The sequence below is a fragment of the Pseudomonas jessenii genome (assembly GCF_002236115.1).
GTDB lineage: Bacteria > Pseudomonadota > Gammaproteobacteria > Pseudomonadales > Pseudomonadaceae > Aquipseudomonas > Aquipseudomonas jessenii.
The window spans coordinates 208,978-232,627 of record NZ_NIWT01000001.1; the positions used below are offsets into that span (position 1 = coordinate 208,978).

Here is a 23,650-nt window from a genome sequence, read left to right on the forward strand (position 1 = left end):
GAACGGTAGACCTTGTTTTTTGATCGTCCGTTTTGTTCGAGTAAGGAGCGCTGGGCTTTACGTCTGCGGGTTATCGAGTTGCACGCCAGGGCTATGGCCTGCAACTGGTCTTCAGCGATGGGCATGAACGGGGGATTTATCCGTGGGCCTATCTGACTGGACTCACTGGCTGAACCGGCCTCCTGTAGGAGCTGCCGCAGGCTGCGATCTTTTTGCTCTGGTCTCAAGGAAGATTACTTATGATCTCCATTGCCGATCGCTTATCACCTTATGCCGAAGCGCTGAGCGTCTCGTCTTTTCGCAAGTTGCTCATCGGCCAAAGTCTCTCGATGGCCGGCGACGCTATTTGTCTAGCCGCACTGCCAATAGCGCTTATCCGGACCGGCTACGGAGGAGAAGTATTCGGTTTTGTTATGGCGGCAGTCGGGGTAGGGAGCGTGATCGGAGCCCTGGTCGGAGGTTTGCTGGCGGATCGAAAGTCGCCGAAGCAAGTACTGATTTACACCGACACGGCGAGGGGTTTTGCGCAACTGGCCGCGGTGGCGCTGATCGTCTTCGGTGCGTCCTGGTGGTGGCTGGTCTTTGCCTATTTGATATTTGGCATCGGTATAGGGGTTTCCCGTCCGTGCGCTCAGGTACTACTCGTCAATTTGCTGCCCAAGCGAGCACTGGTGGCGGGCAATGGTGCGATGAACTTTGTCGACAACCTGGTCGCTGTGCTGTTTCCCGCGACGCTGGGTGTATTCATCATTTTCTGGGATCCGGTCTGGGGCATATTGATCGATGGTCTGACATTCTTCTGCGCCGCCGTTTATACGGCGATGTTGCCCAATGTGGAGCCTCATGAGTTCGAGGAGGAGTTCTCGATCCGAGAAGCGGTCAATGGCATTGCTATCGTTACCGGCAACTCCACGCTTTTGCTGGGCTTCGCGGCCACCCTCGTGGTGAACGTATTGTGTTTCCCGATTTTCCTGGTCGTCGCGCCCTATGCGATCAGCGATCGATTCAACGAAGAAATGTGGGGGGTGTGTCTGGCCGCCTCGGGATTCGGTGCGTGCATTGGATCAATTATCACGGTGCTTGTTTCCGGACATAAACGACTGATTGGACTTGCAGTGACCTGCGGTTTGTTCCTGGCTGGCGCGATGGCCCTTCTCGGCATGGGAAGCTCGTCCTGGATGGCGATACTGGGGGCGACCCTGGTGGGGATTGTCGAAGCGTCCTGGTTGACTGGTTGGGCCACGGCGATGCAGACACTGTCTCCCGAGAAGGACCTTGGCAAAGTGGTGGCAGTCGATACGTTCTTTACCAGTGGCGTGCACCCCTTCATTTATCTCGGTAGCGGAATCGTCGGCGGGATGGTCGGTTATTCCCAGACCCTTTCCCTCACGGCAATCCTCAGTGCCGTAGGCACACTGTTAATTGTTCTGGTGTCCTTTACGCTCATGCCAAGGATGCGCGGGTTTGGGTGATCGAATTGCACTCGCAGGGGCTATGGCCTGCAACTGGTCTTCAGCGATGGGCATGAACGGGGGATTTATCCGTGGGCGTATCTGGCACGACTCACCTCTTGAGTCACTGAAATCCAATGTGGGAGCGAGCTTGCTCGCGATGAGGCCCGGTCAGTCGACACACATGTTGAATGAAAGACCATCGCGAGCAAGCTCGCTCCCACAGGTCACTGGTCCTGCCACCAGATGATTGACGGTTCTTGCCAGGCAAAAGCCAAAAGAGTACAAATGTACTCCATGACGACTCTGACTCCCCGCCGTACCGCCATCCTGACCTTTATCCGCGATCGCATCGCCGAGCACGGTCAGCCTCCGAGCCTCGCTGAAATCAGCGAGGCGTTCGGTTTTGCCTCCCGCAGCGTGGCGCGCAAGCATGTGCTGGCGCTGACCGAAGCCGGGTTTATCGAGGTCAACCCGCATCAGGCCCGGGGTATTCGCCTGCTCGGGCAGCCGTCGCGTCCCGAGTTGCTGGACATTCCGGTGCTCGGCCGGGTGGCGGCCGGTGCGCCGATCGGGGCCGATGCGGAGGTCCATAGCCGCTTGCTGCTCGATCCGTCGATCTTCTCGCGGGTGCCGGACTACATGCTGCGGGTCCGGGGTGACTCGATGATCGAGGACGGCATTCTCGATGGCGATCTGGTGGGCGTGCACCGCAACCCCGAGGCGCTCAATGGCCAGATCGTCGTGGCGCGACTCGACGGCGAAGTCACCATCAAGCGCTTCGAGCGGGTCGGCGATGTGGTTCGCCTGCTGCCACGCAACCCGGCCTACCGGCCGATCATTGTCGAAGCCGACCGGGACCTGGCCATCGAAGGCGTGTTCTGTGGCCTGGTGAGGCAAGGCTGATGGGTGCCGTCGTTGCGCTGGATACGCTGTTCAATGGCGGCCAGGTCTGGAAGGGCCGGCCTGCGCCACCGGCCGCCAGCCCGCAACCCACCGGGCATGCCGCGCTGGACGCCGCATTGCCCAGCGGAGGCTGGCCGGAGGCGGCGCTGACGGAAATCCTCTTGGCCGGGCAGGGCGTGGGCGAGTTGCAACTGGTGTGGCCGACGCTGGCACGGCTGTCGGCGGCGGGCGAGCACATCGTGCTGGTGGCGCCGCCTTATGTGCCGTATCCCCAGGCGTGGCAGGGTGCCGGGGTCGATCTGCGTCAGTTATCGATCATCCAGGCCAGCGAGCGCGATGCGCTGTGGGCCGCGGAACAATGCCTGCGTTCGGGCAGTTGCGGCGCGGTGCTGTGCTGGCCACACAAGGCCGATGACCGTGCCTTGCGCCGCTTGCAGGTGGCGGCGGAAACCGGCCAGACCCTGGCCTTCGCCTATCGCCCCCTCAGTGAAGCGATCAATCCTTCGCCGGCGGCCCTGCGCATTGCCATCGATGCCCGACCGGCACAACTGCGCGTGCTCAAGTGCCGCGGCGGCCTGGCCCGTTCGGCGCCGATTGCCTTCGCCGTGGGGCATTGAGGTTGCCATGCGCTGGGTCTGCATTGTTTTCCCGCAATTGGCGCTGGACGCGGTACTGCGTCAGCGCGCCGATCCCGAGGAGCCCCTGGCGTTGCTGACCGGCCCGGCCCAGCGCCGGGTGCTGAAGGCCGTCAACGGCGCAGCGCGGGCGCTGGGCTTGTGTCCCGGCCAGTCCATGAGCGCGGCACAGGCCTTGAGCAAAGGCTTTGTCACGGCCGAATACGACGCCGCTGAAATCGAACACTGGCAGCAGTTTCTCGCCGCCTGGGCCTATCGCTTCAGTTCCCAGGTCAGCGTGCATTACCCCCGGGCCGTGGTGTTCGAGATCGAATCCAGCCTCGGTTTGTTCGGCGCCTGGCCGCAATTCGAAGCGCTTTTGCGCCGTGAGCTCGACGAACTGGGATTTCGGCACCGCATCGTGGCCGCGCCCAACCCGGTGGCGGCGCGGGTGCTGGCCAACGCCTATGACGGTCTGGTGGTGCCGGACGATCAAGCCTTGCAGCATCACCTGGGGCAAATGCCTGTCGACCGGATCGGCCTCGAAGCCTCGGTCGCCACGGCCTTGTCGCGCATGGGCTTGCGCACCTTGAGCCAGGTGCAGGCGCTGCCCCGGCATAGCCTGGCCCGGCGTTTCGAGGCTCAGGTGCTCAAGCATCTGGATGCCCTGTCGGGTTTGCGGCGGCTGGCGCTGGCGTTTTACCTGCCGCCGGACCGCTTCGATGTGCGGATCGAGCTCAATTTCGATGTGCAGTCCCATCAAGCCTTGCTGTTTCCGTTGCGCCGGTTGACCGGCGACCTGTCGGCGTTCCTCTGTGGTCGCGACAGCGGCGTACAGCGTTTCGACCTGCATCTGGAACACGCCGGGTTGCCGGATACGCTCATCAAGGTCGGCCTGCTCAGCGCCGAGCGCGATCCGGCGATGCTCTTCGAACTGGCCCGGGGGCGGCTGGAGCAAGTCCAGGTCGAGGCGCCGGTGCGCGGCTTTCGCTTGCGCGCCGAGGATTTGCCGACCTTCGTGCCCCAGCATCGGGAACTGTTCGACGATCGCCCGCAGCAGTCCTTGCCCTGGGAGCAACTGCGCGAACGTCTGCGTGCACGGCTGGGGGATGACGCGGTACATGGCCTGCGCTTCCAGGCCGATCACCGGCCCGAGTGTGCATGGCAGGCCAGTGCCGACAGCCAGCCCTGCGCGGTGCCGGCCGCGGTGAAACGGCCGGGCTGGCTGCTGACTGAACCGCTGGCCGTGCATCAGGGCTCGGCGCGCATCCTCATGGGGCCGGAACGCATCGAGTCCGGTTGGTGGGACGGTGACGACGTACGCCGTGACTATTACCTGATCGAAACCCGTGCAGGCCAACAGGGCTGGGCCTACCGGGCGGTCGGTGAGGACGGCCCGCTGTGGTTGCAGGGCTGGTTCGCATGAGCATCGACTATGCCGAACTGCACTGCCTGTCGAACTTCAGCTTCCAGCGCGGTGCCTCCAGTGCCCTCGAGCTGTTCCAGCGCGCGAAAAAACAGGGTTATCAAGCCCTGGCGATCACCGACGAATGTACCCTGGCGGGCATCGTTCGCGCCTGGCAAGCGGCGAAGTCCGTGGAGTTGCCGCTGATCATCGGCAGTGAAATACGCATCGAGAACGGTCCGAAACTGGTGCTGCTGGTGGAGAGCCTCGAGGGCTATCAGGCGCTGTGCCGATTGATCACACGCGCCCGGCGGCGCACGCAGAAAGGCCAGTATCAGGTGCTGCGCGAAGACTTCAGCGAACCGTTGCCGGGCCTGTTGGCGTTGTGGGTGCCGGACGCTGTCGATGCCTTTGAACAGGGGCGCTGGCTCAAACAGGTCTTCGCCGAGCGCGTGTGGCTGGCGGTGCAGTTGCACCGCGGTCAGGACGATGCCCGGCGCCTGAACGATCTGCTGAGCCTGGCCAGGGAGTTGCGTATTGCGGCCGTGGCCAGTGGCGATGTGCACATGCATGCTCGCGGCCGGCGCGCCTTGCAGGACACCATGACCGCGATCCGTCATCACCTGCCGGTGGCCGATGCCGGGCTGCGCCTGCATCCCAACGGCGAACGCCATCTGCGCAGCCTGGACGTGCTGGGGGAACTTTATCCGCCCGGCTTGCTGGCAGAAACGCTGAACATCGCCCGGCGCTGCACCTTTGATCTTGGCCAGTTGCGTTATCAATATCCTCGCGAACTGGTGCCAGAAGGGCACAGCGCAGAGTCCTGGCTGCGGGCGTTGACCGAGCGAGGGATGCGCGAGCGATGGCCCGACGGTGCAAGCGAAAAGGTTCGCGGGCTGATCGACAAGGAGCTCGGGCTGATCGCCGAGCTGGGTTATGAAAGCTATTTCCTGACCGTTCAGGACATCGTCGCCTTCGCTCGGCGCGAGAAAATTCTCTGCCAGGGCCGAGGCTCTGCGGCCAACTCGGCGGTGTGTTTCGCCCTGGGCATCACCGAGATCGACCCCGAGCGAATGAACATGCTGTTTGAGCGCTTTCTCTCCAGGGAGCGCAACGAGCCACCGGATATCGATGTGGACTTCGAGCACGAACGCCGCGAAGAAGTCTTGCAGTACGTGTTCCAACGCTATGGTCGGACCCGCGCGGCACTGACAGCCGTGGTCAGCACTTACCATGCGGCCGGTGCGGTGCGCGATGTGGCCAAGGCGCTGGGTTTGCCGCCAGACCAGATTAATGCCCTGGCCGATTGCTGTGGTCACTGGAGTGATGAAACGCCGCCCGTGGAGCGCCTGCGTGAAGGCGGTTTCGACCCTGAAAGCCCGGTGTTGCGCCGGGTGTTGAGTTTGACGCAGCAACTGATCGGCTTCCCCCGGCATCTGTCCCAGCACCCCGGCGGCTTCGTCATTTCCGAGCAGCCGCTGGATCACCTCGTGCCGGTGGAAAACGCCGCGATGGCCGAGCGCACTATCATCCAGTGGGACAAGGACGATCTCGATGCGGTCGGGTTGCTCAAGGTGGATATCCTGGCCCTGGGCATGCTCAGCGCGATTCGTCGCTGTTTCGACTTGCTGCGCCGTCATCGCAACCGGGACTTGAGCCTGGCAACGGTGCCCTCCGAGGATTCACAGACCTACGACATGATCGGTCGTGCAGACACCATCGGCGTGTTCCAGATCGAATCCCGGGCGCAAATGTCGATGCTGCCCAGGCTCAAGCCCCGCAAGTTCTATGACCTGGTGATCGAGGTGGCCATCGTTCGCCCCGGACCTATCCAGGGCGGCATGGTGCATCCGTACCTGCGTCGTCGAAACAAGGAAGAGCTTGAAACCTACCCCTCCGAAGAGTTGCGGGAGGTGTTGAAACGCACCCTTGGCGTTCCTCTGTTTCAGGAACAGGTGATGCAGATCGCCATCGTCGCCGCCGACTACAGCCCCGGCGAGGCCGACCAGCTACGCCGCTCCATGGCTGCCTGGAAACGCCACGGCGGGCTCGAACCGCACAAGGATCGACTGGCCGCCGGCATGAAGAAAAAAGGCTACACGCCGGAGTTCGCCGCGCAGATCTTCGAACAGATCAAGGGCTTTGGCAGCTACGGTTTTCCCGAGTCTCACGCGGCCAGTTTTGCCTTGCTGACTTACGCCAGTTGCTGGTTGAAATGCCACGAGCCGGCGGCCTTCGCTTGTGCGCTGATCAACAGTTGGCCGATGGGGTTCTACAGCCCGGACCAGATTCTGCAGGACGTCCGGCGCCATCATTTGCAGGTTCGCCCGGTGGACGTGCGCACCAGCGACTGGGATTGCAGTCTGGAACCGATCAGCGATGCGCAACCGGCGATTCGCTTGGGGCTACGCATGATCAAGGGCTTTCGCGAGGACGATGCCCGACGCATCGAGGCGGCACGCTCCAAAGGGGCGTTTGCCGACATTGCCGACCTCGGCGAACGGGCGCGACTCGATGCCCGCGCCCAGGAGCAACTGGCCGATGCCGGCGCGTTGCGTGGACTGGCCGGCGACCGGCATCGGGCACGTTGGGAAGTGGCCGGGGTACAAAAGCAGCTGGGTTTGTTTGCCGGCCTGCCGAGCCGGGAGGAGGACGCGGTGTCGTTGCCAAAGCCCACTGTGGGCGAGGACCTGCAAGCCGATTACGCCAGTGTCGGCACCACCCTCGGGCCGCATCCGTTGGCCCTGTTACGCGGTGAGTTGAAGGCGCGGCGCTGCCGCAGTTCGAAGGAGTTGCTGGACGTCGAGCACGGTCGGCCAGTCAGCGTTGCCGGGCTGGTCACCGGCCGACAACGTCCGGCCACCGCCAGCGGCGTGACGTTTGTCACCCTTGAGGACGAGTTCGGCAACGTCAACGTGGTGGTGTGGCGCGACCTGGCCGAGCGTCAGCGCCAGGTGCTGGTCGGCTCGCAGTTGCTCAAGGTCGATGGCCGCTGGGAGAAAGAGGGCGAGGTCCGGCATCTGATAGCCGGACGCTTGAGTGACCTGAGTCCGTTGCTCGATGGCATTACTGTGCGCAGTCGGGATTTTCATTGATCTGCTGCGGGAGCTTTTGTGGCGAGGGGGCTTGCCCCCGTTCGGCGGCGAAGCCGTCGTAAAACCGTTGAATGCGGTGTGCCTGAAATTATTGCGGTGATTGGTTTGGGGGCTGCTTCGCAGCCCAACGGGGGCAAGCCCCCTCGCCACAAAAGCCGCTCCCCCCAGGGTTTGTGTCAATGCCTGTTATTTGGCCAGCGGCCAAAACCGCTCGCCACCCCCCGGCGCATCCGTCCAGGCCTGCAACGAGCGTGTCGGTAAGTCGAAGTAATCCCGCGTACGCGCATAGCCATGCCCGCCCATGCGTCCGATCGCATCCAGCCCCAACTGGTCGATGTACAGGGTTTTCGGATCGATCAGTTCGTCACGCACATGGGCCATCAGCACTTCACCAAAGATGATCTCCCGGGATTGGCCGATGGACAGGGCCATCATCCGGCGGCACTCCAGCGCCACCGGAGCTTCGCCGATGCGCGGGCATTTGACCGTGGTGCCGGGGATGGCGGTGAGGCCGGCGGCGGTCAGTTCATCGAAGCCGGGGGCGAAGGGCACGGCGCAGACGTTCATGGCTTCCACCAGGGCATCGCTGACGATGTTCACGGTGAATTCCTGGTTGAGCTGGATATTGCGAGTGGTGTCCTTGGGGCTTTGGTCGCCGTAGTTTTCCACGCCCAGGGCGAGGATCGGTGGATCGGCGGAAAGCGCATTGAAGAAGCTGAACGGTGCCGCGTTGATCCGGCCTTCGCCGTCGACGGTGGTGACCAGGGCTATCGGCCGTGGCACGACGCTGCCGATCAGGATCTTGTATTTGTCCCGTGGGCTCAATGTGCTGAAGTCGAAGCTTTGCATGGGCAGAAATCTCTAGAGAAGTGGATCAATCGCGCTCAGTGGCGCCTGTGCGCTGTAGTCGTCGGCGAACGGGATGGCGGGCTGGAACAGGCTTTTCCAGTCCGGTTGGCCAAAGGCCCGGTCGCTGTGGCTGCGCATCAATTTTTCGAATTGGCGTTGGGCCTGGCGTTGCAGGGCGGGGTAGTCGAGGCCCTCGACCTGGCCGTCCTGCATCACGCAGCGGCCGTCGATGTAGCTGGCGATACAGTCGTCACCGCGACCGGCCAGAACAAGATTTTTCAGTGGATCGAATAGCGGCCCCAGGTGCATCCCGCGCAGGTTGAACACGGTGATGTCGGCCTTGGCCCCGGGCGCCAGGCGTCCGAGATCGTCGCGGCCCAGTGCCTTGGCACCGCCGAGGGTCGCGGCGTTGTACAGGTCCAGCGTGCTGGTCAGATCGTTACCGCCTTCCATAAGGCGAGCGATGTTCAGGCCCTGGCGCATGTTGTCCAGCAAGTCCGCCGGCCAGGTGTCGGTGCCCAGGGCGAAGTTGATGCCTTTGGCCCGATAGCGTCCGAACGAGTTCAGCGCCTCGCCATCCCGGGCGAACACCACCGGGCAATGCACCAGACTTGCGCCACCATCCACCACCCGTTGCAGGTCGTCATCGCCTCGGGTGTAGATGCCGTGGGGCAGCAGGCTGCGCGGGGTCAAAAGCCCATGCTGCTGCAACCAGCCCAGTGGCGAGGTGCCGCGCAGTTGCTCGACCATCGCCACTTCACCGAGGCCCTGGCAGCAGTGCAAACGCATCGGTGCGTTGAGTTCCCGGCTCAGCGCGGTGGTGCGTTGCAGCAACGCCGGGGTGCAGGTCTGGATGCGATCGGGCAGCAGTGCACCGCGAATCAGGCCGTTGTGCGCGCCGTCGAAATCCCGGAAAAACCGCTCGGCGGCGTCGAGCCCGGCCATGCCCCGGGTTTCGTCCCAGTGGTGCGCCAGGGTTCCATCGGCCTGCCAGTAACTCATGCCGCTCATGTAGCAGGGACCGAGGTAAGTGCGTAGCCCCAGTTCGGCGGCCACACCTGCCACCGCCGCAAATTCGTCGTAGGTCTCGGCCCACTCGCGGTAATACATCGAGGTGATCGGCATGGCCGTGGTGATGCCGTTGCGGATCAGTTGGGTGAAGGCGTAGCGGTATTTGAAGACTTCTTCTTCGGGGCTGTAGCTTTCCCGCGATCCACGCGCCAGATACTGCGCCGACCACATCCGGCCCATGTCGCGCTCGTCGCCGTTGTCCAGGGTCAGCACCGTGGAATCGAGATCGCCCAAGGCATCCAGATCGATGAAGCCGGGACCGATCAGCGCATTACCGTAATCAACCCACTGATCCACCGGCCCCGCATAGCCACGCCCGACAAACTCGATGCGTGCGCCTTCGAACACCACTTCGCCATCGCGCCACAACACATGCCGCGTGCCGTCGAAACCGACCACGCAGCTGGCCCGCAAGCCGATGCGCTTCACAAACGGCTGTCCAGCAAGCGACCACCTGCAGCAATCAACTGGCCCGCGCGATAGACCTGACGCAACGGCCGCGAAACCACCGCCTCACCCAGTGTTTGTACCGGCATCAACAGGAAGTCCGCCGGCTGGCCAATCTCCAGGCGATTGGCTTGGCAACCCAGCGCCTGGGCGCCGTTGACGGTCGCCGCCTCGAACGCTGCCGCCAGTTCTTCGTCCTTGTTCAAGTCGAAGCGGAACGCCAGCAACATCGCCCGCTCCAGCATGTCGCCGTTGCCCATGGGCGACCAGGCATCACGAATACCGTCCGAGCCCAGGCACACATTCACGCCGGTTTCGCGCAGGGCCAGGAACGGCGGCACCGCGCAATCGGCCGGGGCCGAGCTCATCAGCGAAATGCCCAATGTGGCCAGACGTTCGGCCACCGGTTTGACCTGGCTCCACGGCAACATCCCCAGGCAGTACGCGTGGCTGATCATCACCCGGCCTTGGCGGCCGAAGCGCTCGGTGTAGTCGGCAATCAGGGCGATCTGCCACAGCCCCAGCTCACCTTTGTCATGCAGGTGAATGTCGACGCCCCGGTCGAATTCGCTGGCCAGTTTGAAGACGAAATCCAGTTGTGCGACAGGGTCGTTATCGATACCACACGGGTCCAGCCCGCCGACGTTCTCCACGCCCAGGGCCATGGCTTCGCGCATCAGTTCGGCGGTGCCGGGGCGGCTGATCAAACCAGTCTGCGGGAACACCACCAGTTGCAGGTCGATCAGGTCGCGGTAGTTTTCACGCAGTTGCTGCATGGCCTCGACATGCCGCAGGCCGAATTCCGGGTCGATGTCGACGTGGCAACGCATGGTCAGCGAGCCGCGGGCGATGCAGTTTTCCAGCAGGGCGCCGGCGCGTTGCGCAATCGGTGTGGTGACTTCACGCAGGATGCGCCGTTCGTTGGCGATGTAGTCCTTGAGGGTCGGGCCGGCACTGTTGGGGCGCCAGGGCTGGCCCCAGAGGGTTTTGTCCAGGTGCACGTGGCTTTCCACCAGGGCGGGGGTGAGCAACTGGTTCTGGCCGTCGATGTCGGTGGCCGACAGGGCTTCGTTCGAAGCGGGGCGGCGTTGGCTGAAGCGGCCGTTTTCGATCAGCAGGTCTTCGGCGGTGGCGCCGTAGGGGCGCACGTTGCGCAGCCAGCGGGGTTGATTCATTGCAAACCTCAAATTCAGTGGTGTCTTGGCGGGCCTCATCGCGAGCAAGCTCGCTCCCACAGTAGATCTTTGACGCTCACAAAATCCCTGTGGGAGCGAGCTTGCTCGCGATGGGCGCGACTCGGTCTAAAGGCAATCAGCCCTTGAGCTTGGCCCAAATGCGGTCCTGCAGCTCCCGCGCCTTGTTGCTGCATTCCTTTTCCGGGCGCAGGCGCGCGGCGAATTCGTCGGGCATGTTGATGGCGTCCATCACTCGCCATTTGGCGTCGATCAGCTTGTCGCTCTGGATGCCGTTGGCGTAGGCGATGGCGTTGGACACGGCGGCGGCGTTCTCCGGTTTCATCATCCAGTCGATGAAGATCTTCGCGTTGCCGGGGTGCGGTGCGCTTTTCGGTACGGCGAAGTTGTCCTGGAACATCGCCAGGCCTTCACGGGGGTAGACGTACTTGATGGTGCTCTTCTGCAGGGTGGCCCGCGCTGTAGAACCGTTCCAGTTCTGCATCATGATCACCTCACCGCTGGCCATGCGGTCGACGGTGTTGTCCGAGCTGTACATCTTCAGGAAGGGTTTCTGTTTTTGCAGCAGTTCGAGGATGCGCTTGGCGTCCTGCGGGTTTTCGCTGCACTCGTCGACATTCAGGTAGTGACTGGCGGCGTTGATCACGCTGCTGGAGGTGTCGAGGGCGGCGAGCTGACCTTGCAGTTCCTTGCGCGGCTCGAAGAACTCTTTCCACGAGTCGTCGAGCTTGCCGCCGGGCACCCGGGCGCTGTCATAGGAGAACCCGGTGGTGCCCCACAGGTACGGTGCCGAGAACTTGCGGCCGGGGTCGAAGCTCGGGTCGCGGAACGCCGGCTTGACGTACTGGAAGTTGGGCAGGGCCGAGGCGTCGATTTCCAGCAGCAGGTCCTGGTTGATCAGGGTGCGCATGATCGATTGCGACGGCACGATCACGTCGTACGCCGCGCCGCCGGCCTGCAACTTGGCCAGCAGGGTTTCGTTGCTGTCGTAGCCGTCCATGGTGACCTTGATCCCGGTCTCCTTTTCGAACTTGGCCAGCAGTTCCACCGGGTAGTAGTCGGTCCAGTTGTAGAAGAACAGTTCCTTGGGCTCGGCGGCCTGGGCGCTGAACGCCGTGAACGCGGTGAAGCAACTCAAGGCCAGACCGGCAACGGCGAAACGCATGCTTTTCACTTTCTTGCTCATATAGAAGTCTCCAGGCTTATTGTTGTTTGCCGCGCTGTCCCAGCCAGAAGGCCAGCACTACCAGCACGATGGAAATCACCAGCATCAGGGTCGAGATCGCGTTGATCTCCGGTGTTACGCCGGCCTTGATGGCCGAGAAGATGTACACCGGCAGGGTGGTCGAACCGGGACCTGCGACGAAGAAGGTCATGATGAAATCGTCGAGGCTGACCACGAACGCCAGCACCGAACCGGACAGCACCGCCGGCCACAGCAGCGGCAAGGTCACCCGGCGAAACACCTGCCAGGGGTTGGCGTACAGGTCGTTCGCCGCTTCCAGCAGGCTCTTGTCCAGGTCGTTGAGCCGCGCGCGGATCGGCAGGTAGGCGAAGGGAATGCAGAAGCCGATGTGCGCGACGATCACCGTCAGCAGACCGAGCTTGATCCCCAGTGCCATGAACAGCAGTAGGGTGGCCACGGCGGTGACGATCTCCGGCAGGATCAGTGGCAGGTTGATCCCGCCCTCGACCATTTTCTGTCCGTAGAACGGCCGGTAGGTCGCCAGTGCCGCGAGCAGGGCAATCGCCGTGGCGCAGACCGTAGCGATGCTGGCGACGATGATCGAGTTGAGCGCGGCGGTCTGGATCGACGGGTTGGCCAGGATTCGCCCGTACCAGTCGAACGAGAACTCGGTCCACACCGTCGCCGAGCGGTTGGCGTTGAAGCTGTAGGCGATCAGCACGAATATCGGCAGGTACAGGTAGGCCAGCAAAAACAGGCTGACTTCACGGGTCAGGGGCAGTTTCTTCAGGTGCAGGGCGATCATGCTTGTGCTCCCGGGCGTTGGGTCTTGGCGGCTTTGCGGCTATAGAGGGCGTAGAGCACCAGGGACAGCAACATGATCCCCAGCAACAGGAACGACAGCGAACTGCCCAGCGGCCAGTTGCGCGCGGTACCGAACTGCTGCTGGATCAGGTTGCCGATCATCAGCGTCTTGCCGCCACCAAGGATCGCCGGGGTAATGAAGGCTCCCAGGCTTGGCACGAACACCAGCAAGGCACCTGCGATCACCCCCGGCATCGACAGTGGCAGGATGATCCGCCGCAACGCGTGCCAGCGATTGGCACCCAGGTCATAGGCGGCTTCCACCAGACGCCAGTCGAGTTTTTCCAGGGTCGAGTAGATTGGCAGGATCATGAACGGCAGGAAGCTGTAGACCAGGCCGACGCTGACCGCGAAGTCGTTGTAGAGCAGGGTGATGCCACCGGCCTGGGGGAACAGCGCGTTGAGGCTCTGGGCGACCCAGCCGTGCTCGCGCAGGATGATCAGCCAGGCGTAGTTGCGGATCAGCAGGTTGGTCCAGAACGGGATGGTGATCAGCAACACCATCAGGTTGCGTCGACGGGGTGTCAGGCTCGACATCCACAACGCCACGGGGAAGCCGAACAGGAAACACAGGACCGTGGTGCCACCGGCCTGGAACACCGAACGCAGCAATGCCTGGGCGTAGACCCAGTTCAGCTCCAGTTCGCCGTCGAAACCTTCCTGGAAAAACAGTTGCACGTAGCTTTGCAATTGCCAGTCGGCCTGCCAGTCGACGCCGCCATAGACGTTGCGCGGCAGCAGGCTGATGTAGCCCATGATGCCCAGCGGAATGGCGATCAGGGCCAGCAGGGTCAGGACCACCGGGCTGAGCAACAGCGCGCGGTTGAGGGCTGGGGAAGTGCTGCTGACGCTCATCTCAGGCCTCCATCAACAGGCAGGCGTGGGGCGGCAGGTTGACCGCGACGCGATCACCCACCACCCGACCGTGGTTCAGGCCTTCGTTGTTCTCGCGCAGCATGACCTTGATGTCGTTGTTCAGGCGGCATTGATAAAGCGTGGCCGTGCCGACATACAGCACGGCCTCGATCACACCGCGCAGATGATGCGGTTGGGTCGGCTCGACCAGTTGCGAACGCTCGGGGCGAAACGCCAGTTGCACCTTGCTGCCGTCAAAGCCCTGGGCCGGGCAAGGGATTTCCACGGGCATGCCGTTGGGCACGAAGAGCTTTTCGTTCTGTTGGCCACGTTTGATATGGCCGGGAAGGAAGTTGATGTCGCCGATGAATTGCGCGACGAACTGGTGTTGCGGCCGTTCGTAGATTTCATTGGGCGAGCCGATTTGCAGGATCTTGCCGGCGGACATCACGGCGATGCGATCGGACAGGGTGAGCGCTTCTTCCTGATCGTGGGTGACGAAAATGAAGGTGATCCCGGCTTCTTTCTGTACGCGCTTGAGTTCGACCTGCATTTCCTTGCGCAGCTTGAGGTCCAGGGCCGACAGCGGTTCGTCCAGCAACAGCACTTTGGGCTTTGGCGCCAGGGCTCGGGCCAGAGCCACCCGTTGCTGTTGGCCACCGGACAGCTCGGCCGGTTTACGCTTGGCCAGGTGCTGCATTTGCACCAGCGCGAGCATCTCATCGACCCGCTGCGGAATCAGTTTGCGATCTAGGCCCTGCATCTCGAGGCCGAAGGCGATATTCTGCGCAACACTCATGTGCGGAAACAGCGCGTAACTCTGGAACACCGTGTTGACCCGACGCTTGAACGGCGGCAAATCGTTGACCGGCTCGCCCGCGAGGCGGATCTCACCGTCACTGACATGCTCGAAGCCGGCGATGGTGCGCAGCAGGGTGGTTTTGCCGCAGCCGGAGGGGCCGAGCAGGGTGAAGAATTCGTTGTCGGCAATGTCCACCGAGACGTTATCGAGGGCTGGTGCCAGCCCCGGATCGTCGGAATATCGCTTTGAGACGTTTCGCACTTCGATTGCTGTTGGATGACCCATTATGGTGCATTCCTCTAATTATTGTATGCAAAATCTGGATGCAATTTAGAAATACCCGGATTAATCTGTCCGTGCAAGCCCCTTTTTCAATGGCTGTTCATTCGCCAGGGTCGTTTGCACAGGGCGCAAGGAGTTGATGAATGACGGAAAAGAAACTGGAAACTACGGTCGACCGCGTCTACCAAGGGGTTTACGAGGCGATCAGCAAGCGTTCGTTGCGTCCGGGCATGAAGCTCGGCGAAGCCTCTTTGGCCGAGCTGTTCAATGTCAGCCGCACGTCTGTCCGGGCCGCGCTCAAGCAATTGGAAGCCGACGGGCTGGTCACCACCGAGCCCAATAAAGGTGCGTCGGTGTCGCTGCCCAGTGACGAAGAGATCCGTTCGCTGTTCGAAACCCGTCGCCTGGTCGAGATCGGCATCGTCAGCGAACTGTGCCGTCGGCGTGATACGGCGGTGACCCAGGACCTGCGCGATCACTTGCTGTTGGAGGATGAAGCGCATCAAAGCGGTGATCACGAGCGGTTGATTCACCTGCTCGGCGAGTTCCACATCAAACTGGCCCGCAGCCTGAACAACCCGGTGTTGCTCGACTGGTTCCAGAAGCTGATTTCCCGGGCGTCGCTGTATGCCGCCGCTCTGGATGATGACAGCCACGAAGCCTGTCGCGACGACGAACACCTGCGGCTGATCGAATACATCGAAGCAGGCAACCAGAGTGCGGCCATCGAACTGACCTGCATGCATTTGAATGGCATCGAGAAGGCCATTCTGGATGTCGCGGCCACCCTGAAAAGCAGTTACAACCCGCTAAAGCACTTGATCGAGGTGTAGTGCACGGACTCTCGGTTACCGAGGACCAAATTGTGGGAGCGGGCTTGCTCGCGAAAGCGGTGTATCAGCAGACGAATATGTTGAATGACACACCGCCTTCGCGAGCAAGCCCGCTCCCACAAGGGATCTCCAGTGGTCCGCGAGAATCAGCTATACCTCTATGAAACGAATAACGTGCAGGATGCTCGAAACAAACGGGTGCAACTTACCGGGATAGAGCCAACCGATGCAGTTTCTAGAGGAAAGCCACGGGTGCTCCGGGTGGAACGGCGAAATGGCCGGGCGCATTCGTGCGTTCGACTGGAGCCGGACCGAACTTGGCCCGCTCGATTCATGGTCCAGGAGCCTGAGCAGCGCGGTGCAGTTGATGCTCGCGTCCCCATTGCCGATGGTGATGCTCTGGGGCCAGTCCGGGTACATGATCTATAACGACGCTTATTCCAAGTTTGCCGGTGGGCGTCATCCGTATCTGCTCGGCTCTGCCGTGGAACTGGGTTGGCCGGAAGTTGCCGAATTCAATCGTCACGTGGTCGACACCTGCCTGGCGGGCGGCACCTTGTCCTATCGCAACAAAGAACTGGTGCTGCTGCGTGACGGGGTTCCGGAAGATGTCTGGATGGACCTCTACTACAGCCCGGTGGCCGACGATGACGGGCGCCCGGCCGGGGTCATGGCCATGGTGGTGGAAACCACCGATCGGGTGATCTCCGAACACCGGCGACAGGCGGCTGAAGACGCCTACCGCGCCGACAACGAACGGGTACGCCTGGCGCTCAACGCTGGCGCCTTGCTCGGTTCCTTTGTCTGGGACATCAAGGCCAACGTGATGTCGGGTGACGAGCGCTTCGCTCGCGCGTTCTCTTATCCACCCGGGCAAGACCTGCAAAACCTGTCTCAGGAAATCGCTGAAAGCCGGATCCATCCGGATGACCGCAGTTGGGTTCAGGAACGAGTCAAACTGTCGGTGGAGACGGGCGAGCCCTACAACGTCGAATACCGGATCCGGCGCCCGGATGGCAGCTACCTCTGGGTACTCGCCAGTGGTTGTTGCGAGTTCAATGAGCAGGGCGAGGCGTTTCGTTTCCCCGGCGTGCTGATCGACATCCACGAACGCAAGACCGCCGAAGAGTCCCTGCTCAAGTTCACCCGCAACCTGGAACAGCGGGTGGCTGATGAGGTCGAGGCGCGGCTGGCGGCGGAAGAACAACTGCGCCAGTCACAGAAGCTCGAAGCCATCGGCGGTCTCACCGGTGGTGTGGCCCATGACTTCAACAACCTGTTGCAAGTGATCGCCGGCAACCTGCACCTGCTCGCGCGCCATGAGCCGGGTAACGCCAATGTGCAGCGCCGGGTCTCGGCGTCGATTGCCGCTGTCGAGCGCGGTGCCAAGCTGTCTTCGCAATTGCTTGCATTCGCCCGCCGTCAACCGTTGTCACCCGCGGTCTTCACCTTGCGGCAGATTTTCGATGGCCTGGCGGAGCTGTTGCTGCGTGCCCTGGGTGAAACCCTTCAGGTTCACATGACGGCACCCGAAGACTCCTGGAATGTGTTTGTCGATCGCAACCAACTGGAAAACGCCATTCTCAATCTGGCGATCAATGCCCGTGACGCCCTTCAAGGCGAGGGCAGGATTGACCTGTGCGCGGAAAACATCGTCCTCGATCGCAAATTTTGCGCTGCAAAGGGTATTGCCCCCGGGGACTATGTGCGGGTGTCCGTGACGGATACCGGCGTCGGCATGCCGCCGCAGGTGATGGCCCAGGCGTTCGAGCCGTTCTTCACCACCAAGGCCGACGGTCAGGGCACCGGCTTGGGCTTGAGTATGGTGTTTGGCTTCGTCAAGCAGAGTGGCGGTCATATCGAAATCGCCAGCGACGTGGGGCGGGGGACCCGGGTGCAGCTGTACTTCCCGCGCACCTTGCGCGCGGCACCCAGCGAAACGCCGGGCCCTGATGTGCCGCAACGGGGCGGGCACGAACGCATCCTGGTGGTCGAGGACAATGAGGCCGTGAGGGTATCGGCGGTGGAGTTGTTGCGCGAGGAGGGCTATCAGGTCCTCACGGCCACCAACGGTGACGTCGCCATGCAAATGTTGCTGGAAGGGCTGGCGGTGGACCTGATTTTCACCGACGTGGTCATGCCCGGCCTGATCAAGAGTTCGGACCTGGCGGCCTGGGCGAAAGTGCAGGAGCCACCGGTGGCTGTGTTGTTCACCTCGGGGCATACCCGCGACATCATCTCGCGCAATCACCAGCTCAGCCCCGACACCCACCTGCTGAGCAAACCCTACAACCCCGAAGCACTTACCCGAATGGTTCGCACGGTGCTTAACGGCTGACAAAAACAGGTGATTCTCCACGCAGGTTTTCAAAGGTGACCGAGTGATCGTCAACCGGTGGAGGCGCCGGCGCAGGCAAGGTTTTATCGCATTGGCGACCGGACGACGAACGGACACCGCTGGTCTGACAGGTGGTCGACAGAACGGGCTAACCGAGGCCATTCTGATAGTTGGTGAACGCAATTGATCGCGTTTCGCTGCCGATCAACAAACGGAGGTGTTCCATGCCGGTGCCCCATGACCTTTATCAGGATCTGAAACGCTCAAAGGAAGAAGTCCAGCAGAAACGCACCAAGGATCCGTTACTGGATTCACTGCTTAACAAGTATTCCCAGGCGGATGCCGAAGTGGTGAAAGCAGAGGAGGCCAAGTCCAACGATGACATGGTAAGGAAGCTCAAGGAGGCACGTTTGCTGGTCAAGGACAAGATCGTCAAGCAACTTGGCTCGTCGTCCTGACCCAGCGTGCTGCCACCGACGACCGGTGGCGGGAAAGTTGGAACGGCATCAGAAACGGCACCTCGAATGTTCAGAGACCGCTGTTATGGCTCTCAACGAGGTGCCTCATGACCCAGCCCAAATACCCCAGTGAACAACAGGGTGGCTACGACCCGATCCCCACTCATCCCGAACCCCTGAGCCCCGAACACACCACGGTCAATCCCGAGGAAGAGCCGGGCATTGATGAGTGGCCGGAAGAAGAAGGTGTCGACGTCGATTCAGAATGAACACCGCCCTCTGTAGGAGCGAGCTTGCTCGCGATGGTCGTTAACGATGCCGCGTGTTTACTGACTAAACGCAGTGCTTTTGAGTCCATCGCGAGCAGGCTCGCTCCTACAGGGGGGCTTCGGTGAATTCAGGAAGGAGGACTGTTCATTGCAATGCCTTGCTCAAAGGCAATCGCACCATGTTCCGGGCTTTCAGCGAACCAAAATACAACCAGTCCCCATACTCGCGCACGGTGGTGATGGGGGAGTAATTGTCGCTGCTGCCGTCCTGCAGGTTGGCGATCACTTTGCCGTCAAGGTCCAGGCCCAGGGCAAATCCGTGTTTTTCCACGGGCTTGGGCAAGACGGTCATGGCCCGCACGATCATCTTGCGCACGAACGGATGCGCCGCCGTGGCGTCGAGCAAGGGGTTTCGGGGGGCATACAGCGCCACCCAGAACCGGTCGTGGCCATTGAACGAAAGGTTGTCCGGCAGCCCTGGCAGGTTGTCGATAAACAGGTCGTGGGTGCCGGCCTTCGGACCGCTGAGCCAATAACGAGTGATGCGGTAGGCGCCGGTTTCATTGACCAGTACATAGGCATCGTCCGGTCCCAGGGTCACGCCGTTGGCAAACTCCAGCTTATCCAGCACAACCGAGGTTTTGCCGGTCTGGAAGTCGTAGCGTAGCAGTCGACCGTCGCCGCCGTGTTCGATCACGGCCTCACCGTCGTGGCCATAGCCGAAGCGGCTCGAAGCATCGCTGAAATAAGCGTAGTGACCGGGTTTGTCGATGGCCACGTCGTCGGTAAAACCGAAGGGAACGCCGTCGGCCTCTGTGGTCAAGGCCACCAGGCGTCCCTGGGCGTCGAGGGACAACAAGCCTTTGACGGCATCGGCGATCACCAGCAGGCCATTGGGATGCCGGGCCAGGCCCAGTGGCCGGCCACCGGTATCGGTCAGGATTTTGGTGGTCTTGCCGTCCAGGCTCGTACGGATCAGGCGCCCGTCGTGCAGGCCGGTGATGAGCGTGTCGTTTTCCAGCAACAAGGCTTCCGGCCCGTCGATATTGGCGGCGCCGACGCGTTCCACCTCCTTGAGCCGCTGATTGTCGGCGTAGATTCCGCTGGTGAGGGACGGCGCGGCTTGTGGTGTCCAGGCCACCGGCCGCACCTTGGTCGGCATCAGCAGCAGGAAGGCGCCGATGACGACGATGACCAGCAACAGACATTTGAAGGTTCTGCTCACACGCCGACTCCTGTCGCGGCCAGATACTTCTGTGCCATGTCGCGCAATGCCAGCATCGACGCCGCCGATTCCCGGTCGATGCGCCGCTTGAGCAACAAGCGGTTGGCAATGCGCATTGCCAGGCCGCTGAATTGATATTCCAGGGTGCGGACGAAACGTGTGTCCTCGCCGGTGGCATCGCATTCATAGGTCACCACCAGCGACAGGCCGTGGTCACCCCGGGCCTCGGCGCTCCAGCGCCGCCCGGGCAGGTACTCCGCTACCTCCCAGCGCAAGTGCCCGTCGCGCCCGCCGGCACGGATGTCTTCCTCGAAACGTGCGCCGGCATGCAGCGGGCCTTTTGGCCCGTCGATGCGCAGCGACGACGGATGCCATTGCGGCCAAAGGGTCACGGTGCTGGCGTAGGCAAGTACCTGGATCGGGTTTCCGGCAATGACAACCTGATGCTGCATGCGGGTCATGGGGGTTCTCGTCGGGTTGAGCGGCTCAGGATCCGGCTCCCAATAGAGGGTGCCGAACAGGTAGTCCATCAGCGGGAAAACGATGTTGAAATTACGCGCCTGCATCAGTTCACGGCGGTGGTGCAGTTCGTGCAGCCGGCGCATCTGGCGGATCCACGGCAGCCGTGTGAGCGGGTTGCGAGCCGGCAGATGCTCGCAGGCATGAAACACTTCGTAAGTCAGGTAGCCGAGGACAAGAAGGCCGCCGACCAATCCGGCGACGTTGGTATTGATGTGCTTGAGCAGCCACCAGAGGGGCAGGGCGACGGCGAGGGTGTGCAGCACGATCAGCCACGCCGGAAACAGAATCACCCGCCAGTCGCGGGCGCTGTCGTAGGTCATGTGGCCGGGGGTGAAAAAGCTGTGGTGGTCGCCTGCGTGACGGGCATAAAACAGCCGGGCGAAGCTCTTTTTATGATGCCCCAGGTGGCGATGCACCATGTACACACCGAGGTTGAACAACAGCAGCGTGACGGGCACCGCCAGCCATTCCGCTGGCCGCACCTGATGTACGTTGCTCCAGAAGACGCTGATCGCCAGTGCCCCGAACACCAGGACAAACGTGCCATGCAGCCAGGGGTTGTAGAGCGGATGAATGTCGGCGCGGTAACGGCCGCGGAATCCTTCGGTGGTCTGCCTCACTGCAATCACCTGTCGTTTTTGTTATCTCTTTCAGATTAGCCGATCCCGGTGATTTGACGGACCGAACCTTAAGGACACAACGGCCATGATCCGGTGCAAACCGGTCTCAGGTCAGCGGATCCCATCGCTGCGACCAGTCTTCGTCGGAGTCGATGACTTTGCGCAGCAGGTCGAAGGCGCGTTGCAGCGTCGGCGAGTCACGATCGCGCGAGTAGACCAGATAGGTCGGATAGTTGAATTCCGGCGCCTTGGGCACCCGTTCCAGGGCGCCGCTTTGCAGATAACTCTGCACGACGCGGGTGCGGAAGTAGCCACTGCCGCCGTTTTCGAGAAGATACTGCAAGCCCAGCGGGCCCAGATTGAAACTCAGCGCAGCCTTGGCCTTCTCCGGCAACGCGGCGTCGTGCTGGCGTCGAAAATCAGCGCCCCAATCGATGTAAACATAAGGATCGGGCTTGTCGGCCAGGCGCACGAGAATCAGTTTTTCTTCGAGAATCTGTTCGACCTGCAGACGCGGCCAATATTCGGGCTGATACACCAGCGCGGCATCCAGAACGCCCAACTCCAGTTGGCGGAGCAGGTTTTCGCCGTCGCGGATTTCCATGCGCAGGGCATGGCTGGGGATATTCTTGCGAATTTCGCCGGCCCAGCCGAGCATCAACGGGTTGCACAGACTCACCTCGCCACCGATGTGCAGCACATCGCGATAACCTTCGGGCAACGGCAAATCACGCCGCGCGGCTTCCCAGGTTTGCACCAGCTGATTGGCGTACACCACGAACGCTTCGCCATTGGGCGTCAGGCGGGCGCCGGCACGATTGCGCACGAAAAGGGTGCTGCCCAGTTGGCTCTCGAGTTTTTGTACCCGTGCGGTGATCGCGGTCTGGGTGACATGGAGTTTTTCCGCGGCGGCAGCCAGGCTGCCATGGCGGACGATTTCGAGGAAGGTGCGGGCGAGGTCGATGTCCATGGGGGGGCCGGTGGTGTAAGTGCCCGCATTGTAAGAGCACCACCTGACCTGTGGCGAGGGGGCTTGCCCCCGTTGGGCGCGAAGCGGCCCTTGAAGTCCTTCCGATAAGTCGAAATCTCTGGTTGTGCGACTGCTTCGCAGTCGAACGGGGGCGAGCCCCCTCGCCACAGGACCAGCAAAAACGACGAATCCCGCCACTAAGGGCGGGATTCGTTTGCAGCAGGCACGCTCCCGAAGTTCGGGAACCAGGTGCTTACGACGGGAACAGCTCGGACAGTTTCATCGCCAGCATCATGTCGCCTTCAGCGCGCAGTTTGCCGCCCATGAACGCTTGCATGCCGTCAGTCGAACCGTCGACGATGCCTTGCAGGGTTTCGCCGTCCATCACCAGGGTCACCTGGGCGTCCGGGTTCTCGCCTTCCTGCAGCTCGCAGGTGCTGTCCTTGACGATCAGCGAGAAGTTCTTGGTGTCGTCGATGCGGAAACCGAAGACCAGGTCCAGACCGGCGGCAGCGGCTGGGTTGAACTTGGCTTTCATTGCTTGTACGGCATCAGCTACGGAGGTCATGGTTCGATCCTTTCTTGGGTAATAAGAGCTGGGTGATTACAGCCAGGGTCACAGTAATCCGGACTCAGCGAAACGTGATGAGTTCCGGGGCCTTCAACAGTTGCAGGTGCGCATGGCTGTTGAAGGAAGCCAGGGACACCTCGCGACCACGAAACTTAAGCTGGTTGAGCGAGGTGTTGACGATTTGCCAGTTCAATTCAAAGGCCTGCCGGGCAGGCATTTGCGTAATCAGGTGGAGCAGGGCGGTGATGGTGCCGCCGGACGTGAACACGGCGATTTTCTGGGTGTTGTCGGCCTGGTCGAGAATGCGGTGCAGACCTGCCCGCACCCGCTCGACAAACCCCAGCCAGCTCTCCAGGCCCGGTGTGTCGTAGGTGCCGGCCAACCAGCGCTCGATGATCAGGGCGAAGATACGCTGGAACTCACCACGGTTTTGCGCGGCGTTGCGCAGGATGTCCAGGGCCTCGGGTTCGTCCGGCAGCATGGCCGGCAACAGCGCGCGGATCACTGCATCGGCGTCGAACTCATTGAAGGCGGAGTCGGTTTCCAGCACCGGCACCGGCAGGCCTGCCGCGGCGAATTGTTCCAGCGCGCTGTTAGCCGTGTGCTGCTGGCGGCGCAGATCCCCCGCCAGGCAGCGGTCGAAGCTGATCCCGAGTTCGGCCAGGTGCCGACCCAGAATTTCAGCCTGACGAATACCGGTCGGCGACAGCACGTCGTAGTCGTCTGCACCGAAGGAGGCCTGGCCATGTCGAATCAAATAGATACTGCCCACGTCCGCGTCTTCCCGGTACGTTGAAGGTTTGGCGAGGTTATGAGGATGGCGG

At 61.9% G+C, this 23,650-nt stretch carries 21 protein-coding genes and 2 pseudogenes; 11 read left to right on the forward strand and 12 right to left on the reverse strand.

Annotated elements, in window-relative coordinates; translation table 11 throughout:
- Positions 1 to 63 precede the first annotated feature (63 nt).
- The 7 genes and pseudogenes from PSJE_RS00970 to PSJE_RS01000 form a co-directional block, all read left to right on the forward strand.
- A pseudogene (locus tag PSJE_RS00970) lies at positions 64 to 173 on the forward strand (gamma-butyrobetaine hydroxylase-like domain-containing protein); the annotation flags it as partial.
- Between the two features lie 66 nt (positions 174 to 239).
- Positions 240 to 1,472 carry an MFS transporter gene (locus tag PSJE_RS00975; protein ID WP_090455685.1) on the forward strand — a complete coding sequence of 411 codons (1,233 nt, stop codon included), beginning with the start codon at positions 240 to 242 and terminating at the stop codon, positions 1,470 to 1,472.
- Positions 1,454 to 1,574, forward strand: a pseudogene (locus PSJE_RS00980) (gamma-butyrobetaine hydroxylase-like domain-containing protein); the annotation flags it as partial. The gene PSJE_RS00975 and the pseudogene PSJE_RS00980, both read left to right, overlap by 19 nt.
- Positions 1,575 to 1,739: 165 nt before the next feature.
- The gene (gene lexA, locus PSJE_RS00985; protein ID WP_090455683.1) at positions 1,740 to 2,357 is read left to right on the forward strand and encodes a transcriptional repressor LexA; all 618 of its coding nucleotides are present in this window, start codon (positions 1,740 to 1,742) and stop codon (positions 2,355 to 2,357) included.
- A complete protein-coding gene (gene imuA, locus PSJE_RS00990; RefSeq protein ID WP_090455681.1) occupies positions 2,357 to 2,974 on the forward strand; it encodes a translesion DNA synthesis-associated protein ImuA in 618 nt (205 codons plus the stop codon). The genes lexA and imuA overlap by 1 nt, the downstream gene beginning before the upstream one ends.
- A gap of 7 nt (positions 2,975 to 2,981) precedes the next feature.
- Complete coding sequence (locus PSJE_RS00995) at positions 2,982 to 4,397, forward strand: Y-family DNA polymerase (protein WP_090455679.1); 1,416 nt, start codon at positions 2,982 to 2,984, stop codon at positions 4,395 to 4,397.
- Entirely contained in the window at positions 4,373 to 7,471 is a 3,099-nt protein-coding gene (locus tag PSJE_RS01000; RefSeq protein ID WP_208601462.1) for an error-prone DNA polymerase, read from the forward strand. The genes PSJE_RS00995 and PSJE_RS01000 overlap by 25 nt, the downstream gene beginning before the upstream one ends.
- Before the next feature lie 186 nt (positions 7,472 to 7,657).
- Here the strand turns inward: PSJE_RS01000 and PSJE_RS01005 are convergent, their stop codons facing one another.
- The 7 genes from PSJE_RS01005 to PSJE_RS01035 form a co-directional block, all read right to left on the reverse strand.
- Complete coding sequence (locus PSJE_RS01005; protein WP_007973324.1) at positions 7,658 to 8,320, reverse strand: flavin reductase family protein; 663 nt, start codon at positions 8,318 to 8,320, stop codon at positions 7,658 to 7,660.
- A 12-nt stretch (positions 8,321 to 8,332) separates the two neighbouring features.
- Positions 8,333 to 9,820, reverse strand: a complete 1,488-nt coding sequence (locus PSJE_RS01010; RefSeq protein WP_090455675.1) for an amidohydrolase family protein — start codon at positions 9,818 to 9,820, stop codon at positions 8,333 to 8,335.
- The gene (locus tag PSJE_RS01015) at positions 9,817 to 11,013 is read right to left on the reverse strand and encodes an amidohydrolase family protein (protein ID WP_090455673.1); all 1,197 of its coding nucleotides are present in this window, start codon (positions 11,011 to 11,013) and stop codon (positions 9,817 to 9,819) included. The genes PSJE_RS01010 and PSJE_RS01015 overlap by 4 nt, the downstream gene beginning before the upstream one ends.
- A 136-nt stretch (positions 11,014 to 11,149) precedes the next feature.
- Positions 11,150 to 12,217, reverse strand: a complete 1,068-nt coding sequence (locus PSJE_RS01020; protein WP_090455671.1) for an extracellular solute-binding protein — start codon at positions 12,215 to 12,217, stop codon at positions 11,150 to 11,152.
- Between the two features lie 16 nt (positions 12,218 to 12,233).
- Positions 12,234 to 13,022, reverse strand: coding sequence for an ABC transporter permease (locus PSJE_RS01025; RefSeq protein WP_090455670.1), 789 nt, complete (start codon positions 13,020 to 13,022; stop codon positions 12,234 to 12,236).
- Positions 13,019 to 13,936, reverse strand: a complete 918-nt coding sequence (locus PSJE_RS01030; RefSeq protein WP_090455669.1) for an ABC transporter permease — start codon at positions 13,934 to 13,936, stop codon at positions 13,019 to 13,021. Before PSJE_RS01030 ends, PSJE_RS01025 begins: the two co-directional genes overlap by 4 nt.
- Before the next feature lies 1 nt (position 13,937).
- A complete protein-coding gene (locus tag PSJE_RS01035; RefSeq protein WP_057714359.1) occupies positions 13,938 to 15,023 on the reverse strand; it encodes an ABC transporter ATP-binding protein in 1,086 nt (361 codons plus the stop codon).
- A 140-nt stretch (positions 15,024 to 15,163) separates the two neighbouring features.
- Here PSJE_RS01035 and PSJE_RS01040 point away from each other — a divergent pair, with 140 nt between their 5' ends.
- The 4 genes from PSJE_RS01040 to PSJE_RS31205 all read left to right on the forward strand — a co-directional run bounded on the left by PSJE_RS01040 (position 15,164) and on the right by PSJE_RS31205 (position 18,918).
- Positions 15,164 to 15,853 (forward strand): GntR family transcriptional regulator, encoded by a 690-nt coding sequence (locus PSJE_RS01040; RefSeq protein WP_007973313.1) that lies wholly within the window; start codon positions 15,164 to 15,166, stop codon positions 15,851 to 15,853.
- A 226-nt stretch (positions 15,854 to 16,079) separates the two neighbouring features.
- Positions 16,080 to 18,191 carry a hybrid sensor histidine kinase/response regulator gene (locus PSJE_RS01045; protein WP_090455667.1) on the forward strand — a complete coding sequence of 704 codons (2,112 nt, stop codon included), beginning with the start codon at positions 16,080 to 16,082 and terminating at the stop codon, positions 18,189 to 18,191.
- Between the two features lie 224 nt (positions 18,192 to 18,415).
- Positions 18,416 to 18,649 carry a hypothetical protein gene (locus PSJE_RS01050; protein WP_090455666.1) on the forward strand — a complete coding sequence of 78 codons (234 nt, stop codon included), beginning with the start codon at positions 18,416 to 18,418 and terminating at the stop codon, positions 18,647 to 18,649.
- 107 nt (positions 18,650 to 18,756) lie between these two features.
- Positions 18,757 to 18,918, forward strand: coding sequence for a hypothetical protein (locus PSJE_RS31205; RefSeq protein ID WP_167362868.1), 162 nt, complete (start codon positions 18,757 to 18,759; stop codon positions 18,916 to 18,918).
- A gap of 145 nt (positions 18,919 to 19,063) precedes the next feature.
- Here PSJE_RS31205 and PSJE_RS01055 read toward each other — a convergent pair whose 3' ends face one another.
- The 5 genes from PSJE_RS01055 to PSJE_RS01075 all read right to left on the reverse strand — a co-directional run bounded on the left by PSJE_RS01055 (position 19,064) and on the right by PSJE_RS01075 (position 23,598).
- Entirely contained in the window at positions 19,064 to 20,143 is a 1,080-nt protein-coding gene (locus PSJE_RS01055) for an SMP-30/gluconolactonase/LRE family protein (RefSeq protein WP_090455664.1), read from the reverse strand.
- Positions 20,140 to 21,285 carry a sterol desaturase/SRPBCC family protein gene (locus tag PSJE_RS01060; RefSeq protein ID WP_090455663.1) on the reverse strand — a complete coding sequence of 382 codons (1,146 nt, stop codon included), beginning with the start codon at positions 21,283 to 21,285 and terminating at the stop codon, positions 20,140 to 20,142. Before PSJE_RS01060 ends, PSJE_RS01055 begins: the two co-directional genes overlap by 4 nt.
- Before the next feature lie 106 nt (positions 21,286 to 21,391).
- Positions 21,392 to 22,255 (reverse strand): LysR family transcriptional regulator, encoded by an 864-nt coding sequence (locus tag PSJE_RS01065; protein ID WP_057714369.1) that lies wholly within the window; start codon positions 22,253 to 22,255, stop codon positions 21,392 to 21,394.
- 253 nt (positions 22,256 to 22,508) lie between these two features.
- The gene (locus PSJE_RS01070; RefSeq protein ID WP_007946492.1) at positions 22,509 to 22,823 is read right to left on the reverse strand and encodes an SCP2 sterol-binding domain-containing protein; all 315 of its coding nucleotides are present in this window, start codon (positions 22,821 to 22,823) and stop codon (positions 22,509 to 22,511) included.
- A gap of 64 nt (positions 22,824 to 22,887) precedes the next feature.
- Positions 22,888 to 23,598 carry a histidine phosphatase family protein gene (locus PSJE_RS01075; RefSeq protein ID WP_057714371.1) on the reverse strand — a complete coding sequence of 237 codons (711 nt, stop codon included), beginning with the start codon at positions 23,596 to 23,598 and terminating at the stop codon, positions 22,888 to 22,890.
- Positions 23,599 to 23,650: the final 52 nt, after the last annotated feature.

What these genes read in the sequence shown, in the direction of transcription:
- imuA (WP_090455681.1), top strand. Translation starts at nt 2,357, where the DNA reads ATGGGTGCCGTCGTTGCGCTGGATACGCTGTTCAATGGCGGCCAGGTC.
- PSJE_RS01045 (WP_090455667.1), top strand. Translation starts at nt 16,080, where the DNA reads ATGCAGTTTCTAGAGGAAAGCCACGGGTGCTCCGGGTGGAACGGCGAA.
- PSJE_RS01020 (WP_090455671.1), bottom strand. Translation starts at nt 12,217, where the DNA reads ATGAGCAAGAAAGTGAAAAGCATGCGTTTCGCCGTTGCCGGTCTGGCC.
- lexA (WP_090455683.1), top strand. Translation starts at nt 1,740, where the DNA reads ATGTACTCCATGACGACTCTGACTCCCCGCCGTACCGCCATCCTGACC.
- PSJE_RS01040 (WP_007973313.1), top strand. Translation starts at nt 15,164, where the DNA reads ATGACGGAAAAGAAACTGGAAACTACGGTCGACCGCGTCTACCAAGGG.
- PSJE_RS01025 (WP_090455670.1), bottom strand. Translation starts at nt 13,022, where the DNA reads ATGATCGCCCTGCACCTGAAGAAACTGCCCCTGACCCGTGAAGTCAGC.
- PSJE_RS01070 (WP_007946492.1), bottom strand. Translation starts at nt 22,823, where the DNA reads ATGACCTCCGTAGCTGATGCCGTACAAGCAATGAAAGCCAAGTTCAAC.
- PSJE_RS01030 (WP_090455669.1), bottom strand. Translation starts at nt 13,936, where the DNA reads ATGAGCGTCAGCAGCACTTCCCCAGCCCTCAACCGCGCGCTGTTGCTC.
- PSJE_RS00995 (WP_090455679.1), top strand. Translation starts at nt 2,982, where the DNA reads ATGCGCTGGGTCTGCATTGTTTTCCCGCAATTGGCGCTGGACGCGGTA.
- PSJE_RS01015 (WP_090455673.1), bottom strand. Translation starts at nt 11,013, where the DNA reads ATGAATCAACCCCGCTGGCTGCGCAACGTGCGCCCCTACGGCGCCACC.
- PSJE_RS01065 (WP_057714369.1), bottom strand. Translation starts at nt 22,255, where the DNA reads ATGGACATCGACCTCGCCCGCACCTTCCTCGAAATCGTCCGCCATGGC.
- PSJE_RS01005 (WP_007973324.1), bottom strand. Translation starts at nt 8,320, where the DNA reads ATGCAAAGCTTCGACTTCAGCACATTGAGCCCACGGGACAAATACAAG.
- PSJE_RS31205 (WP_167362868.1), top strand. Translation starts at nt 18,757, where the DNA reads ATGACCCAGCCCAAATACCCCAGTGAACAACAGGGTGGCTACGACCCG.
- PSJE_RS01035 (WP_057714359.1), bottom strand. Translation starts at nt 15,023, where the DNA reads ATGGGTCATCCAACAGCAATCGAAGTGCGAAACGTCTCAAAGCGATAT.
- PSJE_RS00975 (WP_090455685.1), top strand. Translation starts at nt 240, where the DNA reads ATGATCTCCATTGCCGATCGCTTATCACCTTATGCCGAAGCGCTGAGC.
- PSJE_RS01050 (WP_090455666.1), top strand. Translation starts at nt 18,416, where the DNA reads ATGCCGGTGCCCCATGACCTTTATCAGGATCTGAAACGCTCAAAGGAA.